The sequence below is a fragment of the Teichococcus vastitatis genome, assembly GCF_003604215.1.
Lineage (GTDB): Bacteria > Pseudomonadota > Alphaproteobacteria > Acetobacterales > Acetobacteraceae > Pseudoroseomonas > Pseudoroseomonas vastitatis.
This window is the reverse complement of record NZ_QXGS01000023.1, coordinates 32110-46605: the sequence shown is the minus strand read 5'-3', so window position 1 is coordinate 46605 and position 14496 is coordinate 32110. Positions and strand designations below refer to the sequence as shown.

At 63.3% G+C, this 14496-nt stretch carries 13 protein-coding genes and 2 pseudogenes; 9 read left to right on the top strand and 6 right to left on the bottom strand.

Annotation, left to right across the window (positions count from 1 at the left end; all coding sequences use genetic code 11):
* Positions 1 to 131 precede the first annotated feature (131 nt).
* Positions 132 to 311 carry a hypothetical protein gene (locus D2K64_RS17980; protein WP_120009773.1) on the bottom strand — a complete coding sequence of 60 codons (180 nt, stop codon included), beginning with the start codon at positions 309 to 311 and terminating at the stop codon, positions 132 to 134.
* 327 nt (positions 312 to 638) lie between these two features.
* On the opposite strand from D2K64_RS17980, the gene D2K64_RS17975 reads away from it, so the two are divergent.
* Both D2K64_RS17975 and D2K64_RS17970 read left to right on the top strand, forming a co-directional pair.
* The gene (locus D2K64_RS17975) at positions 639 to 875 is read left to right on the top strand and encodes a hypothetical protein (protein ID WP_120009772.1); all 237 of its coding nucleotides are present in this window, start codon (positions 639 to 641) and stop codon (positions 873 to 875) included.
* Between the two features lie 187 nt (positions 876 to 1062).
* A pseudogene (locus D2K64_RS17970) lies at positions 1063 to 1744 on the top strand (transposase); the annotation flags it as partial.
* An 88-nt stretch (positions 1745 to 1832) separates the two neighbouring features.
* On the opposite strand, the gene D2K64_RS17965 reads toward D2K64_RS17970, so the two are convergent.
* A complete protein-coding gene (locus tag D2K64_RS17965; RefSeq protein ID WP_157985919.1) occupies positions 1833 to 2342 on the bottom strand; it encodes an HPF/RaiA family ribosome-associated protein in 510 nt (169 codons plus the stop codon).
* A gap of 274 nt (positions 2343 to 2616) precedes the next feature.
* On the opposite strand from D2K64_RS17965, the pseudogene D2K64_RS17960 reads away from it, so the two are divergent.
* Together D2K64_RS17960 and D2K64_RS26215 are read left to right on the top strand one after the other, a co-directional pair.
* Positions 2617 to 3438 (top strand): annotated as a pseudogene (locus D2K64_RS17960) (IS5 family transposase).
* 94 nt (positions 3439 to 3532) lie between these two features.
* Positions 3533 to 3856, top strand: a complete 324-nt coding sequence (locus D2K64_RS26215) for a transposase (protein WP_370765108.1) — start codon at positions 3533 to 3535, stop codon at positions 3854 to 3856.
* 883 nt (positions 3857 to 4739) lie between these two features.
* Here the strand turns inward: D2K64_RS26215 and D2K64_RS17950 are convergent.
* Positions 4740 to 4958: a hypothetical protein gene (locus D2K64_RS17950; protein WP_120009768.1), complete on the bottom strand. Its 219-nt coding sequence runs from the start codon at positions 4956 to 4958 to the stop codon at positions 4740 to 4742.
* Positions 4951 to 5958 carry a hypothetical protein gene (locus D2K64_RS17945; protein ID WP_157985917.1) on the bottom strand — a complete coding sequence of 336 codons (1008 nt, stop codon included), beginning with the start codon at positions 5956 to 5958 and terminating at the stop codon, positions 4951 to 4953. The genes D2K64_RS17950 and D2K64_RS17945 overlap by 8 nt, the downstream gene beginning before the upstream one ends.
* Positions 5959 to 6175: 217 nt before the next feature.
* Between D2K64_RS17945 and D2K64_RS17940 the strand changes: the two genes are divergently transcribed.
* From D2K64_RS17940 to D2K64_RS24515, 5 genes are all read left to right on the top strand, one after another.
* A complete protein-coding gene (locus D2K64_RS17940) occupies positions 6176 to 7348 on the top strand; it encodes a GIY-YIG nuclease family protein (protein ID WP_120009766.1) in 1173 nt (390 codons plus the stop codon).
* Between the two features lie 48 nt (positions 7349 to 7396).
* Positions 7397 to 7591, top strand: a complete 195-nt coding sequence (locus tag D2K64_RS17935) for a hypothetical protein (protein WP_120009765.1) — start codon at positions 7397 to 7399, stop codon at positions 7589 to 7591.
* On the top strand, positions 7588 to 9585 hold the full coding sequence (locus D2K64_RS17930; protein ID WP_120009764.1) for an AAA family ATPase: 1998 nt from the start codon (positions 7588 to 7590) through the stop codon (positions 9583 to 9585). The genes D2K64_RS17935 and D2K64_RS17930 overlap by 4 nt, the downstream gene beginning before the upstream one ends.
* A gap of 488 nt (positions 9586 to 10073) precedes the next feature.
* On the top strand, positions 10074 to 10946 hold the full coding sequence (locus D2K64_RS24520; RefSeq protein ID WP_157985916.1) for a hypothetical protein: 873 nt from the start codon (positions 10074 to 10076) through the stop codon (positions 10944 to 10946).
* Between the two features lie 1930 nt (positions 10947 to 12876).
* Complete coding sequence (locus D2K64_RS24515) at positions 12877 to 13059, top strand: hypothetical protein (RefSeq protein ID WP_157985915.1); 183 nt, start codon at positions 12877 to 12879, stop codon at positions 13057 to 13059.
* A gap of 1 nt (position 13060) precedes the next feature.
* On the opposite strand, the gene D2K64_RS24510 is transcribed toward D2K64_RS24515, so the two are convergent.
* Both D2K64_RS24510 and D2K64_RS17920 read right to left on the bottom strand, forming a co-directional pair.
* On the bottom strand, positions 13061 to 13339 hold the full coding sequence (locus tag D2K64_RS24510; protein WP_157985914.1) for a hypothetical protein: 279 nt from the start codon (positions 13337 to 13339) through the stop codon (positions 13061 to 13063).
* Positions 13336 to 13557, bottom strand: a complete 222-nt coding sequence (locus D2K64_RS17920) for a DUF4170 domain-containing protein (protein ID WP_120009762.1) — start codon at positions 13555 to 13557, stop codon at positions 13336 to 13338. Before D2K64_RS17920 ends, D2K64_RS24510 begins: the two co-directional genes overlap by 4 nt.
* Positions 13558 to 14496 lie beyond the last annotated feature (939 nt).

Genomic DNA, 14496 nt, shown 5'->3' with positions numbered 1-14496 from the left:
CCCACTAGCAGCCGACCCAAACCCGACAGGCTGCTAGTAAGCCGAAGAGCACGTCTGTCTGACCAGCTTCTGATGTAGCAAGCAGCTTATTGCTGCGGACAACCAGTTGAGCAGGTTAAAGACCAAAAACCTTATTCACGGCGCTGGTCTGTCTTCAGCGTTGCACGCAACAGCGCGGTAGTGGTTTCAAGGATACCGGCGCAGTTTTCCTCAGTGCGGTAAGCCTCGACAGTCAAATGCTCGAGCAAGGCCAGCATCTCCTCCAGACCCTCAGCGATGGTATTGCGGCTTTTAGAGGACGAGGTCGACATCGGTGCTTGCTCCAGCAAACCAATGAGTTGATTTGTTAAATCGAGAAGTAACTTAACTGTGAGCGCTGGGGAACTAAGTCTTTTTAGATAAATCTCAAGACTCGGAACTAATTTCTGAAGCAGCTTTAGCTTTAGCTTTTTATGTCCCTGAACTTGAAAGCTTTCCTCTGGAAGATGAATTATTGTTCATGTTTCTGAACTGGTTTGTGCTGGCGGCCAGGGGTGAAAATCGCCTTAATAGAAATAATTTCCATGGGATTATCGCTCTGTAGTTGTTGATGGCTCTTATAGGGGCCCTACAGGCAGAACAAGACAAGGAGACGGATCATGTTCCATGCCAGTGCTGCCGCGCAGGAGACGCTGGAGCAGGCGATCTCGAGCCAGTTAGCGCAGGATGGGTACTGTGTTAAGGAACTTAACGTGTTGCGTCAGTCACTCGACCGCATACTACAGAGTGCGCCTAGCTGCGGAGATCCAGTGCAAGACTTGGCACTGCGCGCCATGCTAGCCACCCGCTTCCATGCTGCTCTGAACAGCGCTGTGGCCGCCGCACAAGAAAGCTGAACAGCCTTTGGCTTGTTCAGCCTTACCGTCACAGCACGGGGACAATACTCTTTGCGGTTTTTGATCCCCTGGAGCGCACCCTGTTTCGACCGGGCAGGTGGCGTAACCTGAGGGTCTAGGTGCAAGCCTAAGAGGCTGTCCGAGTAATTCCTGGCAAGGTGGGAATGGTTGTGATTCGATCTTGCCGATGAGCAAGACCTTCCGACCCTGGGACGTCGATCAGGCGTGGCTGCTGCCGCCGTCGCTGCACGAGTTTGTGCCGCCGGGCCATCCGGCCCATTTCGTCCGCGACTTCATGTGTGAGACGTTGGACCTGACGGAGATCCCGTCCGCTAGGACGAGGTCCGGGGCCTATCCGCCTTACCATCCAGCGATGATGGTGGCCGTGCTGCTCTACGGCTACAGCCAGGGCGTCTACTCCTCGCGCCGTCTGGCCCGGGCCTGCGAGGAACGGATGGACTTCATGGCGGTCACCGAGCTGAACCGGCCGGACTTCCGCATGATCAGCGACTCCGCAGGCGCCACCTCACCGTGCTGGGGACCTATTCGTACAGCTGCTGCGGCTGTGCCGGGCAGTGGGACTGATTCAGTTCGGGCACGTGGCGATCGACGGCACGAAGGTCAAAGCCAACGCGTCACGACACAAGGCCATGAGTTATGGGCGCCTCCGGCAGGCAGAGGCCAAACTCGCGGCCGAGGTCGCCGGATGGTTCGCAGGAGCCGAGCAGTCCGATGCGATGGAGGATAGCCAGAACGGGTCCGAACGGCGCGGCGACTAACCGCCGGATTGGCTCGCCGACAAGGCGAAGCGCCTGGCCCGCATCCGCGCGGCGCGGGCGGCGCTCGAAAGGGAGGCGGCCGAGGATCCATTCTGAAGGGAGGGCTGCTGAGAGGCGGTTTAAGCCGTCTCTCGTTAGGGAGGACGCTCCAAGGGCAACTAAGCAAATTATTGGTCTTCTACTCAGCTGCAAGTGGCAGGTCAGAGCGGTATGCTGGGCTCTTTGCCGACAAGGCGGTGACGAACATCTCGTCATCTTCCATGCTGTCATTCAAAAGACCGAGGACTTCATCGTGCTCGACGACAGGTTCACTGTGCTGTCGGAAGAGGTTGTCCTTGATCAGGTTGACAGGCTTGTCCTCACGAATGGCTCGCTTACGGCGGCGAAGTTGTTTTGCCACATGCTCCAGGGCCATGGTCAATGCAGCGTGTGCATCCCTGTGCATGGCTCGACCATCGAAATCGATTGCTCCTGCGACGCGGAATCGGATGTTGCAGCAAAAGCCCCATCCTTTAGCATGCCGGGAGAAGATCACTGTCGCATCTGCCGCACGCCCGAAGTATTTAGCCGCCATGGTCCTGACACGGGCTGCGGCGTTCGCTTTCAGCGCATCGCCCATTTCAAGCTGATGGCCCTCAACTGCGACGCGGGTATTTTCCGGACGATCTGACCACACAGAGCTTGCCATGATGGTGGTGTGTCCCTCCGCTGTGTTGCAGAACAACGGTAGGCAGATTGAGAACAGCAAGAAACAAGCAACTATGGGTTGTTTATCAAATATACGTTACCACTATGCGGGGTACTGACCTGCAAATGCACGTAACTCATCGAAGCTCTGGCTTGGCAAAAATCGCTAACATTTAGGCATCGTCAGAAATTCCTCGCTCACTACCCGATTACCCCACGTTTGAGAATGCTGATGGCAAGGTGTTCAGGGGACGCCGCGTGCCCAGATGGTCTGGATGTGGACCAAGGAACATCGCGCACGGCAGGCAGTGTCCGAGCGGCGCCGCTACCCGACAGATCTGACCGATGAGGAATGGCAGATCGTTCAGCCACTGCTGCCGTCCGCCAGTGCCCGTGGCAGGTGACCCGACCTCGATCTGCGGGAGGTGCTGAATGCAATCCGCTACCTGGCACGGGCAGGATGCAGATGGCGCATGCTGCCGGTCCATTTCGGGCCATGGCAGACGATCGACTGGTGGTTCAGGCGACTCATGCAGCGCTTCCTGTTTGTCACCCTGCACAACATTGCTCTGATGCTCGATCGCGAACGGGTCGGGCGCAAGGTCAGCCCCACTGCCGGAGTTCTGGACAGCCAGACGGTGAAGTCGCCTCATGCGGCAGGCGGTGGGGGCTATGATGCCGCCAAGCGTCTCAAGGGTCGCAAGCGCCACATCGGAGTGGATACCGATGGCCGCCTGCTGATGGTCAACTTGACAGCGGCCGACGTGCAGGACGCAGCCGGAGCCGAGCAGATCATCAGGGTCATCCGCAAGCGTTGGCCCTGGCTGAAGCACCTCTTTGCGGATGGCGTCTATAACCGCGGCAAGCTGATGAGCGTCGCTGCCTACCGTGACTTCGTCATCGAGGTCGTGCGCAAGCTGGCAGGCCAGCAAGGATTTCAGGTCCTGTCCCGCCGTTGGGTGGTGGAGAGAACCTTCGGCTGGATGACCCGCTGGCGCCGTCTGGTCCGCAACTATGAACGCCGCTGCGATGTTTCTGAAGCCATGATCCACGTCAGCATGGGCGCGCTCCTGATCAGGCGCATTGCCAATCCATGACCATTCTCAAACGGGCACTTAGACGTGGTGGAACGATTGTGAGACTTGTTGGCCAAGGAGGGTGACCTCGAACAGATCGCCGGGCTAGTCGACTTTGCGCAGTTCCGGACTGAACTGGAGCAGGGGGGTACTTCGCTTGGACAGCACAAACGGTGGCCGCTCAGCTTTCAATCACGTGCTGATGTTCAGGATCCTGCTGTTGCAGGCGATGCACGGATTGTCGGATGAGCGCTGTGAATACCTCATCAAAGTCAGTTCGATGCTGACCGTCCCTCCAGCAGCGCGACCTCGACGATCCAGCCGCAGGTCCGTCCTGCCTGCACTAATCTACTCTCAAGGCATCGAAAACCAGGGTTTCCGGAGGTGCCAAATCGTTGCTTTTCCAATTCAGTGCTTCAGGTTCCTGTGGTTAGCTTGATGTTATGAAGCCTTCCCTGGTCAACCTTTTTACACGCAATCAGTCCTACGCCACCTGAACATCTGTGCACACGCTGGACGCTGCTCAGCTCCAAAGCGCTCCCGAATATGCCGTTCGACAAAGCTGTTGCACGGTGCCGAAAATCTGTTACCCGGCATTGGATCGGTGTTACGCGGCCCTCATAAGATGCTTCCAAGAGTGAAGCATCGCAGTGAGGATATCCATCTCAGCGTCCGCAGCTCACTTGCTCCGGCAGGGGTGGTTTACCGGTAGCGGGATGCCGCATCCGCTGTCGCTGCTAAGACATCGATGTTGAGTGTGGGCGACACATCGACCTTGCCGCTCCTGCCCCTCACGTTCTCTCGGGTGGCAAGTGTGCGGCCGCGTGTCGCCACTGACACGGGAGCGTCGGCTCCTGACGACTGGTATAGTTCTGCCCGCCAGACCGTCGCCCTACGGTGCGGGGCCGTGCTTTTTACCGGCATTCTGCGGTGCCCGTACGGTGCCAAGTTCGTGGACCGCGTTTCCGATCCGGTGTTACCCGGAAAAAGTGGACGCCCGGAATGCTGTTACCCCGGCTCCGGAAAAGTGATTCTCGACACGGGAGTCACGGGGGGACGACATCGGGAAGGGCGTGGCGGCCAAGATCCTGGACCAGGCCAGCCGGTGATTCCGGCCGCTGCTGCATGATCGGGCGGGCAGGGCGGAATGGCAGAATCCGTTCAGGAATTTCAGCGCAGCCTACGTGCGGTCCGGTGCGGTCCAGGAAGGTGCAGATTGGCGACCTGGCAGGCAGGCCGATGGCGACTCAGACCATTGGGCACGACCCACCATCCGGACCGGCACCATGGCGGGCGGCGATGTCCGGAGCGGCGGCCCGCACTCAGTGCCGCCGCGCGGCCTCGTCGAGTTCGGCGGCGACGTGCATCCTGGCCCGCGCCAGGACCTGCTCGGCATCGATGTTGTGCCGGGCGCACCAGTGCAGCACATCGGTCAGCAGGTCGGTCGCGATGTCCTGCCGATCGGTGCCGGAGACGGAGGCGTAGATGTCGGCGATGGCCTGGATCCGCGCGACCCGGGCCGCGATCGAGGTGTCAGGCATTGGACGTCTCCTGCGGGACGGTTGAGGGACCAGGCCAGGCCTCGGCGCCGGGCGCGGCGTCGACGGCCATTTCCCCGGCCCGCGCTGCAATGACCGCCAGGGTAGCCTCGGCGCGGGCGGCGCGATCCGTGGCGGCGGCCCAGGCCTCGGTGATCTGGGCGAGGCGGGCTTCCGCGGCCTCGCGGCTTTTCCGCTCCCGCTCGACCTCCATGGCCATCGCCTCGGCGCGGGCGTCGGCCAGGGTCAGCCGCGTGGTCAGTCCGGCCGCCGCCGTTCGTGCCGCCTCGCACGCGCCGTGCAGCTGCTGGAGCTCCTGCCGGGTGCTGGCCAGTTCCCCCCGGGCCCGCCCGGCCTCGGCCATCGCGGCCTCGGCCGTGGCGCTGGCCGCGGCGGCATCCTGCCGCGCCCGCGCCGCCGCCTGCTCCGCAACGGACACCTGGCTCCGCAGCCCGGCCTCGGTCGCCGCCGCACGCTCGGCCGCCTGCCGGGCCGCGGTCTCAAGGTTCTGCTGCCGCTCGCCCAGTCGGGCAATGGTGGTGCGGGCTTCGGCCAGCGCCGCCGCCAGTTCCTCGGCCCGCTGCTCGGCGGCCGCGACGCGGGCATCGGCCTCGGCCAGCACCTCGCGGGCGGTGGCCTCGAGCGCCTCGACCTCTTCCCGCTGCCGCCGGGCACGCTCGCGCTCCTCGCGGGTGCGTTGCAGGGCCAGTTCCTCGGCGGCGCGCCAGGCCAGCACCGGCAGGCGATCCACCAGCTCGAGCGCCTGCTGCCGCATGCTGTCGCGCTGCTGCTCGAGCGAGGGCGGCAGCGGCGAGGCCGGAGCGGCGTCGGCCGCGGGCGCCGCCTCCACCTGGGCCGCCTGCCAGATGGCTGCCAGCCGCTCGGGCTGCCCGGCGCCGATGGCTTTCCGCAGCGCCCAGCCATTCACCGCCCGGCCCTTGGCCAGCAGGCGCTGGCCCGCCTCGAGGATCGTTGTGTCGGAAACCAGGGCAGGGCGGGGCACGGTGTTTCTCCACAGGAGGTGGGGAGAAACAAACCTACAAACCAACAATCAAGGAAAGCTTAAGCCCGGCTTCTCGTTGTCGGCGAGCAGGGTGTGGAACAGGCGCCGCGGACCCGCGGGCGCAACTTCGGATGGAACAGGGGCGGATCGCTTTTGGTCTTCATCGGGAGCCAAATGCGATCAAGGCTTTCGGCATCAATCTCTCATCAGGATCGTGATGCCCGCCTCCCACCCACCGCCTGCGGATCTGTCGCCCCGCGCCGCCCTCGCCCCCGCACCCGCGCCGCGGGTCTGGCGGATCTACCGCATCACCCGCTGCCGCGACGGCCGCGGCTATGTCGGCGTCACCTGCCGCAGCCTGGCAGGGCGCGCCGCGGCCCATCGGCACCACGCGCGCCGCCATCCGGATCTCGGCCGCCCCGGCAGTCTCGCCGCTGCCATCCGCGCGGCGCTGGCGGAGGGCCTGGGCTTCGCCGAGGCGTTCCGGATCGAGGAGCTCGACAGCACGCCCGACCCGGCTGCGGCGCGGGCGCTGGAGCGGCACTGGATCGCCCGCCTCGGCACCGCCTGGCCGGAGGGCTTCAACCGCGCACCCGGCGGCGCCAGCCTCGGCGGCCCGGCCAACGCCGTGCCGGTGACGCTGCACCACCCCCGGCGCGGCGTGCGGCGCTACCCGTCGCTGCTGGCGGCGATCGCCGCCATCGAGGCGGAGCGCCGCGCGGCCGGGCGGCCGCCGCTGCCGCCGGGAGTGGTGTATGCCCGGCGGGCGCTGGGCTGGAGCCCGGAGGAGGCGCTCGGCCTGCGGCCGCACCGGGATGGCCGCGGCCTGCGCAGCGATGTGTGCTGGGCCGGGCAGCCCGCCGCCAGCCTGCGCGCCGTGGCGGCGGCGCAGAACATTCCGCTCGCCACGCTGCGCTCGCGGCTGCACCGCGCCCGCAGAGTGGCTGGGGCGGACGGGGCGAACGAGGTGCCCGACCTGGCGCGGGACCGTCGCAAGGCTGGAAAGGCCACCCGGTCGCCGCCGCTGGCGCTGCCGCACCCCCACCGATCCGTGCGCCGCGCCGGTTACCGCGGCGGTGTTTGCCCGCCTCACCGAACTGCCGCGCGCCACGGTGCTGCACCGCTACCACGCGCTGGTCACCCGGTACGGCATGGACGCGCGCCCCTTGTCCCGCGCCCGGCTGCTGCGCGGGCTGCGGCGACGGCGGCGGCGCGAGATCCCGCTCCGCCTGGTGCTGCCGGGCGGGCGCGTCCTGCGCGGCGGGGTGCGCGGGCTGATCCGTCGGGTGCTGAACGACGCGGCGCTGGCCGGAGGGCGGCCCGAGCCGCTCGGCTGCTCGGCGATCCGCGCCCGGCTGCGCCGCCTGCCCGACTGGCCGCGGCCGGATGAGGCGGGGATCGCCTGGGCCTTCGGGTTCCGCCCGGCGGGGAACCGCCCATGACCAGCGGCACCCGCGCGGGGCGCTACCTGCTGCTGCGCGACGCCGACGGGCAGCGCCACGCGGTCGCGCTGTCCGCCGCCCTGGCACTGTGCGAACTGGACAGCGGTGGCACCGTGCTGCTGCTGCCCGGCGGGCGGCTGCTGCGGCTCGACGAGCCGCTCGAGCAGGTGCTCGCCTGGCTCAGCCCGTGAGCCGCCGCGAGCCACCGCGGCGCGCATCCGCCGGGCAGGTCGACCTGCCGGACGAGGCGACGCCGGAGCAGGCGGTGCCGCTGCTGGACCCGGCGCGGCTGGCCGCCCGGCTGGCGCTGCGGCGCGCGCTGGCCGCGCAACAGGTCGACGCCGCCCGCCTGCGCGGCGCCGTCATCATCGAGGTGCCGGAGGCGGGCTGGGTGGAGCCGGTCGGCAGCGCCTGGCCGGAGGTGGTGGACGTGCCCGGCCGCAGCACTTCGGGCGGCAGGCCTGGCGACCTCGCGGTGCGCCCGGGCGAGTGGATGATCTTCGAGGGTGAGGGTGGACCGGCGCGGCGCTCCCGGCATCCGCCCGGCTACGAGGACGAGCAGGTCGCGCTCTGCCTGTGGCAGGGCCAGGACGTGCTCGGCATCGCGCCCGCGCCGGACCGCCAGCTGCCGCCCGACCTGCGGCGCGTCGCCGACCTGCGCTTGGTGCTGGCGCCGCTGGACCCGGCGACGCTGCGCGAGGTGGCGGCCGCGGTCACCGGCAGCCAGCCCAGGACGGTGTTGCCGCCCGAGCTCTGCGCCCGGCTGACACCCGCCCTGCTGCGGCTGGCGCGCCGCCCCGGCCAGACGGCGGACGACTTCGTGGCGCGCGCGGCGCGGCTCGCCGCCCCCGCGCCGCGCGCCGCCGCGGCGGCCGCGCTCGACAACCTGCCCGGCCTCGACGAGGCGGTGGCCTGGGGGCGCGACCTGGCCCGCGACCTCCGGGACTATGCCGAGGGTCGGCTGGCCTGGCGCGAGATCGACCGCGGCTGCCTGCTGGCCGGGCCGCCCGGCACCGGCAAGACGAGCTTCGCCCAGGCCCTGGCCGCCACCTGCGGCGTGCCGCTGGTGGCGGCCTCCTATGCCGGATGGCAATCCTCCCGCGGCAGCCACCTCGGCGACCTGCTGCGCGCCATGGCCGCCACCTTCGACCAGGCCCGCCAGGCCGCACCCTGTATCCTGTTCATCGACGAGTTGGAGGCCCTGCACACGCGGCAGACCAGCGGTCAGCATGGCGACTGGTGGACGGCGGTGATCGGCGGGCTGCTGGAACAGCTCGACGGCGTCGGGGGCCGCGAGGGCGTGGTGGTGGTGGGCGCCAGCAACCACCCGGAGATGATCGACCCGGCGATCCTGCGGGCCGGACGGCTCGACCGCCTCATCACCATCCCGTTGCCCGACCGGCAGGCGCTTGCCGCGATCCTCAGGGTGCATCTCGGCGAGGATCTGGCGGGCGCCGACCTGGCCCGCGCCGCGCTGCACGCCCAGGGCGGCACCGGTGCCGATTGCGCCAAGTGGGTGCGCGGCGCCCGGCGGCGGGCGCGGCACGGCCGCCGCCCGGTGGTGCTGGACGACCTGCTGGCGGAGATCCGCGGCGCCGTGACGATGCGGCCGGAGCAGGAGCGGCGGGTCGCGGCGGTGCACGAGGCGGGGCACGCCCTGGTGCAGGTGCTGGAGCAGCCCGGGTCCTTGCGCCACGTCTCGATCCGCGAGGACGCCCATAGCGGCGGGCACACCTTGTCCGAGGCGCCGGGCGGCGACGTCTCCGAGGCCTGGCTCGCCACGCAGTTGCGGCGGCTGCTGGCCGGCCGCGCCGCCGAGGCGGTGGTCCTGGGACAGGTCACTGGCGGCTCGGGCGGACCGGCCAACAGCGACCTCGCCCGCGCCACCCGGCTGGCCCTCAACGCCGAGACGGCGCTGGGCCTCGCGGCGCGGCCGCTGCTCTGGCGCGGATGGTGGGAGGGCCGCGACGTGGCCACCCTGCTGATGAGCCGGCCGGACCTCGCCGGGCGGGTCGAGGCCCGCCTCAACGCCGCCAATGAGGAGGTCTCCCGTCTGCTGCGGCAGCACCGCGCCATTCTGGACCTGCTGGTCGCGGCCCTGCTCGAGCGCGAGGTGCTGGACGGCAACGAGGTGGAGGCGATCGTGCAGGCGAGGAAGAGTTCTATTGCAGACGCTTATCAATGATGAAGGCTGCTGTAGCAGGGGATGCTCGCCATGGACTCTGTGCCGTCTTGTCTGCTCGGCACACTTTGAAGCTATCCATTCTTAATCGGCATTCTTTAGAGAAAGCGCTCTTGACCGAACCAAGGCAGCCGAGTCAGCTGGGCGGATGAACCAGATATCCGATTTGGTGGTAACGCCACTGAATCGGATTTCTCCCGCATTTTCCGTGCTGCTAGACATCTCTAAAAAACCCCCTCCGAAAGCTCCTCCGTAAATCTCAAGCTGTTGGTCTGCCCTCAACAAGGTTGGCGGTAGCAAAATACTTGTAGCGTTGCGCCGCACTCTCTTTCTTAAGAGTTTTGAAGTAGCTCAAGCGCCGTTTTTGCCAGATCTTCATCATTGATCCTTACTCTGACCTTCTGTTTGGCAGAAGGCTGACGAACCATGCATGGTATGATTAGTTCACCGCTTTCCTTGTTGCCGACGAAGTAGATCTGAGTCGACACGTCATGACACCGACATTGTCAGAAATCTTGGCCTGCGCTGGCTGGCGCTGGAAGACAGCTCTTGCCTTGCTGATAGCTAGTCCAGCCTGTTGGTTGCTGCCGTCCTTCTTTATGCCTTGGGCTGGTCTTGCTCTCCTTGCGATGGCCGTTCTGCTTGCCTTGACCTCCACCATCGCGGTTTTGCGTCAAGTGCTACAATCGCCAGAAACAGAAGCTACTGTCGTCGAAGCAGTCGATCCTTTGATGACTCTGAACGCCCTGTTGGAAGGGCAGCGGGGTCAGATGCATGAGGCAGCAGCAGCCGTAAGTCGTGCCGTGACCGCCGGTGCTCAGCTCGCCAGCCTGACGCGCGGTGCTGAGCAACAGTGGCGGCAGTTGTTGGAACAGGGTACAGCTACTCGAACCGCAGCAGCCCCAACCTCAATGCTGGAAGAGTTGCGCGCCAGCATCGCTCTGGCGCAGGAAACTGCCGCTGTTGAGCGCGAGGCAATGGCTAAGGTGTTGCAGCAGCGACTGGATCAAGTCGAAGATCGGTTGGCCAGCATGCTGTTAGCTCTACAAACCAAGCCGCCCTCCCCCCCTGCCATGGAAGTGCCGCCGGCTTTGCTCAGCAGCTTGATCAGGCTCGATGAGGTATCCCGTCAGCTAGCCCTCCAAACTGAGGGGCATGCACATCATGAGGCATCTTTGGGTGACGCAGCACGCTATCTCACTGAAACTGCGGACCGGCTGCGAGATGGTACGCAATCTATAGAGACCCAAGCTTTGCGGCTTCAAGCTATGCTCATGGTGCAGCGCCATCAGGAAGCGGCGCAGACCGAGACTGTACGTCAGGAAAACACTTCGCCAATCGCAGAGGCTCCCAAGATCGTGTGACCCCTGCTCAAAGGCTTAGTGCAGCATCTTCGGAGTCCATATTCACCTCCGTCGTGAAACGAGCCGGCATTCCGGCATCAGAACGCCAGTGATGTGCCGATGCGAGTGAGCAGCTGCGAAAGCAGCTCCCACTCCTACAAGCCCCTATAAGCGTACGCTTGGTTCGGTACTGCCAAACACGCTTTGACAGGGTACGGAGAAGCTCATCGTAGAAGATCTCGCCTGTGAGTGCGTCGGCTTGGTCGAATTTGGCTGATCGGCGCCGGCAGCAGGGTCCACTTCGTCGAAGTCTTGCCAGGTGAAACGCACCCCGTCCAGGCCGTAGCGCTAGTCAAGATCGCCTCGGACCGCACCGAAGACGAACTCGCCGCCCAGGATGGCGCTCTTGCGAGTAGTAGCCACTACGCCTTCCGCTTGGAAAGACGGAGCAGGTTGTATACGGCCGCAATGAGGGTGAAGGTTCACCCAAATACCTTGTCGGATGCGCTGGCTCAGGACGTAGCCGGGATAGAACGTAGGGCTCTCAGCAAAGGCGAGAGCGGTTGGTAGTGCTCTGGGCGACATGCGGAGTGACCTTCATCTCCCGCAGTTTCACCACATCCTCGGCCATTTTTGTTCCGGACGGCCGAGTAGAACGGCTGCAATAGCAAGGCTCGTCGCAGCTTCTCCAGCGCGATAGACTCCCGTCCTGCCACCATAAATCCGGGCAAAGTTGGGCGACATGCGTTCCAGGCAGCATTGACCACTGGCCGGATCGCCCGAAACAGATGGCTGCGTGGCACCAGTGTGTCCGGGCTCAAGTAGTTGACGAGTGAGCCCGTTTGCCGATCTGCCCCACGCATTCTCCGTCTTGGTTGTCCAACGCCATCCTTAGCGAATCACAGCACCACCGAACTCAGAGAACGAATTTCTGCATTCCGCTAAGTCGGAACTCGCTTGCATCTCGCACAGCAGAGCTAACCGCGATAGCCAACACTACCGTCTGGATCAGATCCTAGCGCGTGGAGACAATGTGTAGGAATAAAAGTCCGCCATAGCCTCTTCCAAACTAGACGCGGACCAAGTCACCACATCACGAGGTTGACTAGATTGACGCTCGTCAAAGGCATGTAGTGCGTGGAACGGCAGAGTTTCTAGTTCGCCACGAAAGGCGTTTTTTCCATGGCTAGGCCAAGCGCGGATAAAAGCTGTCTGTAAGTGCGTCCAGGGAAGTTCTGTCGAAATAGGGCCCAGAGCACTTAGATAGGCGCAAGCCCAAATGCGCGGCATACCCGGCTCACGCACCATTTCCACAAAAGCAGGCGCTTTGCAGAGCACGCGTTCTGAAGACGAGAAGGTGCGTGAGGGACTTGGAGGAGCATTATGTGCAGCAGCCAAGGCTGCCGCAATAGCTTGCGTGAGTTCGGTTGCGCTTCCTTCCGCCACAACCCTAGCTTCGCCGAGAATGCTACGAGTTTCGGTCTGCCAATGTACCGGGCTGTTATTGTGCCATTGTCCTGTCGGTGAGCGGAGCTGACATTCGTGACGATGCGTTGCGCCATCACGGTCCTGCGGCCAACCAGGAGCAGCGGTAGTAAATGCACATGCGCGACGTACAGCGCCTGGTAGATCCGCGCTTCCTTCAACTTCGATGAAGTGTGGTGCCACGAAGCGGGGTTGGTACAGGTTCGTTGTCATATCGTCACGAATCCCACCATGGCCGGTCGGTTCGAGCGAAACACTACTTTAACACGGTACAACGAGATGAACGATCCGGGCATCGACGGCAGCTCCACCTAGCTCACAGGAAAGCTACTGCGGATCCGATGCAAAAACGCCTCCGAGGTGCCTCAAAAACGGAGATTTGACTCGAAAATATTTTACAAACCTCTAAATTGTAAATCGTTGGTTTAGATGTCGTGGCCGTGTTAGCGGCGGCAGGAAGGGTCGAATGATGCCGTTTCGTCAGTTGATGCTCTATATGCTGGTAGCGGTTCTCGCAGTAACGGGAACGGTACTGATGATTCCGCCCGAGGAAACGACTTCCAGTGTCCAGTGCTCACTGTCTTGCCATCAGGGAGCAGGCTGGTCTGTTGAGCGGGCGCAGCGTTTTGCGAGTGTGTTCCGTGAATGAATCAATAAGCATCCAAGCGCGTAGCACTCGATCCTTGATGCTGATCGAGCAGGGAGCGTAATTTTACTAAGTCGGCTTCCATAACTGCTGCGTGCTGCAAGGTTCGATGATGGCGATGCTGCTCCTGCAGCAGCGCCAGTTCAGCCCGTGCGAGCCGATCCGTTAATTGCTCAAAAACATCTTCCAGCGCATGGTTTCGGAGGCGCGAAGCTAGCTGCCGCGGTGAGCTGCGCAGCCAGACTCTGCCTTCCCATAAACCTGCAATGAAGCTCAAGGTCATGGCTTTGGGGCAGGCATCGCCCGCAAGACAAACAGGCGATGGGACGCAATATCAACCATGCGCCGCATCCGTTCCAACCAGACCTTCTCGGCATCCTGCATAGTGGCAAAGGGGCCGTGCAGTTCTTCGGTTCCGGCTTCGAGCTCGGCAAAGCTCGTATCGCGGAAGACCCCACCCCAGACCACCCAGATCTCGCGGCCGTTCAGGGGATCATTCATGTTGAGTCCTTCCATCGTGGAAACCTAGCCGGCTGCCGGACTGCCCAGCAGCAGGCTCCTTTGCCAAGCTTCGTTAGCGAGCGCAACGTATGCGGATTTTGAGACGCTTGGCAGACTGTCCGGCCAGGCTTCTGCGGCCCCACGGCGCTGACATTGTTCGAGCCGCTCCTGAATTTCGCAAGATAAGCAGGAGCGCCAAGCAGAGCAGAGAAGTTATCGACAAAGCGAGGAAGGCTGCTGACGTGTATGCCGCATTCGACGGCATCACTGCGGCTCCGAGAGTGCTGGCGCCGGCTGTAATCATCAACGCTAGGGCAGCCCAGCGATTGTCAGGCATCAGGGTTCTCCCGAAGAGTAGGAACGTCAGCTTTTTAAGCTGCGTACTGATCGAAGCATAAAAACTTCAGCTGCCTATATCAAGGTTTTTCGCATAACTTTTGATGAAACTGGCTGCGTTTGAGCCGGAGTTACGACCACCTCTTTCAAAGAGAACAAACCCCATCATCACAGTTAGTTGACTATAAGGTTCTCGGCATGCAGAAGATGTCGGCGTCACGACGACCAAAAAATAATCATCCGGCCTAATAACCGTTTAACGTATTTCTTTTCTGTAGGTCGCCTTTTGGTTGATAACTTCTCATTATTCTACGGTTTGCTCGTCATTTGGCCGACATCGCAGATTCGGCTCACGGCCTCCCCCGATCTCTTGAAAGCTTTCCTCATTGCTCTCTTCTTCAGTGTTAAAGCAGTTACAAAGTTATAAAGTTATATAGTTATACCCCCAAAATTCATGTTTAGAATCATGGGCTTGGAAGGTTTTTTGTCGGCGTCACGACGAGGATATGTCGGCGTCACGACGAGGATATGTCGGCGTCACAACGAGGATATGTCGGCGTCACGACGAGGATATGTCGGCGTCACGACGATGGGTTGTCGCTA

What these genes read in the sequence shown, in the direction of transcription:
- D2K64_RS17935 (WP_120009765.1), top strand. Translation starts at nt 7,397, where the DNA reads ATGACCAGCGGCACCCGCGCGGGGCGCTACCTGCTGCTGCGCGACGCC.
- D2K64_RS24515 (WP_157985915.1), top strand. Translation starts at nt 12,877, where the DNA reads ATGATGCCGTTTCGTCAGTTGATGCTCTATATGCTGGTAGCGGTTCTC.
- D2K64_RS17975 (WP_120009772.1), top strand. Translation starts at nt 639, where the DNA reads ATGTTCCATGCCAGTGCTGCCGCGCAGGAGACGCTGGAGCAGGCGATC.
- D2K64_RS17980 (WP_120009773.1), bottom strand. Translation starts at nt 311, where the DNA reads ATGTCGACCTCGTCCTCTAAAAGCCGCAATACCATCGCTGAGGGTCTG.
- D2K64_RS17920 (WP_120009762.1), bottom strand. Translation starts at nt 13,557, where the DNA reads ATGAATGATCCCCTGAACGGCCGCGAGATCTGGGTGGTCTGGGGTGGG.
- D2K64_RS17950 (WP_120009768.1), bottom strand. Translation starts at nt 4,958, where the DNA reads ATGCCTGACACCTCGATCGCGGCCCGGGTCGCGCGGATCCAGGCCATC.
- D2K64_RS24520 (WP_157985916.1), top strand. Translation starts at nt 10,074, where the DNA reads ATGACACCGACATTGTCAGAAATCTTGGCCTGCGCTGGCTGGCGCTGG.
- D2K64_RS17940 (WP_120009766.1), top strand. Translation starts at nt 6,176, where the DNA reads ATGCCCGCCTCCCACCCACCGCCTGCGGATCTGTCGCCCCGCGCCGCC.
- D2K64_RS24510 (WP_157985914.1), bottom strand. Translation starts at nt 13,339, where the DNA reads ATGACCTTGAGCTTCATTGCAGGTTTATGGGAAGGCAGAGTCTGGCTG.
- D2K64_RS17965 (WP_157985919.1), bottom strand. Translation starts at nt 2,342, where the DNA reads ATGGCAAGCTCTGTGTGGTCAGATCGTCCGGAAAATACCCGCGTCGCA.